We start from the raw sequence: 251 nt of genomic DNA on the forward strand, positions 1-251 counted from the left end.
GTATTAAGTATGGTATTACCTTAGGCAATATCACTACCTCAGTAAACTATGTTGCAAGTGATGACACTATTATCTGGAATGGTTCTTCTACCTATCAGAACAACATCGCCGGTATCGGTAGAGACGATGCCTCTGCCTTAAACCAGAAGCAGTCACAGTCGGTCAACAGCGATATTCAGCCGGTTATAGGGAATCTAGACATAGCCGACACCAATGCAAATAATGGCAATGACTTTACGGCAGACAAAAGC

1 protein-coding gene is annotated in these 251 nt (G+C 43.0%); it reads left to right on the top strand.

Annotated features, from left to right (window positions below):
* Positions 1–251: DUF8202 domain-containing protein (locus ACR9ZK_RS22785; RefSeq protein ID WP_481344197.1), on the top strand; the 251-nt coding region annotated here is incomplete at both ends.

This window comes from Monashia sp. HAY1-5C (assembly GCF_056755255.1).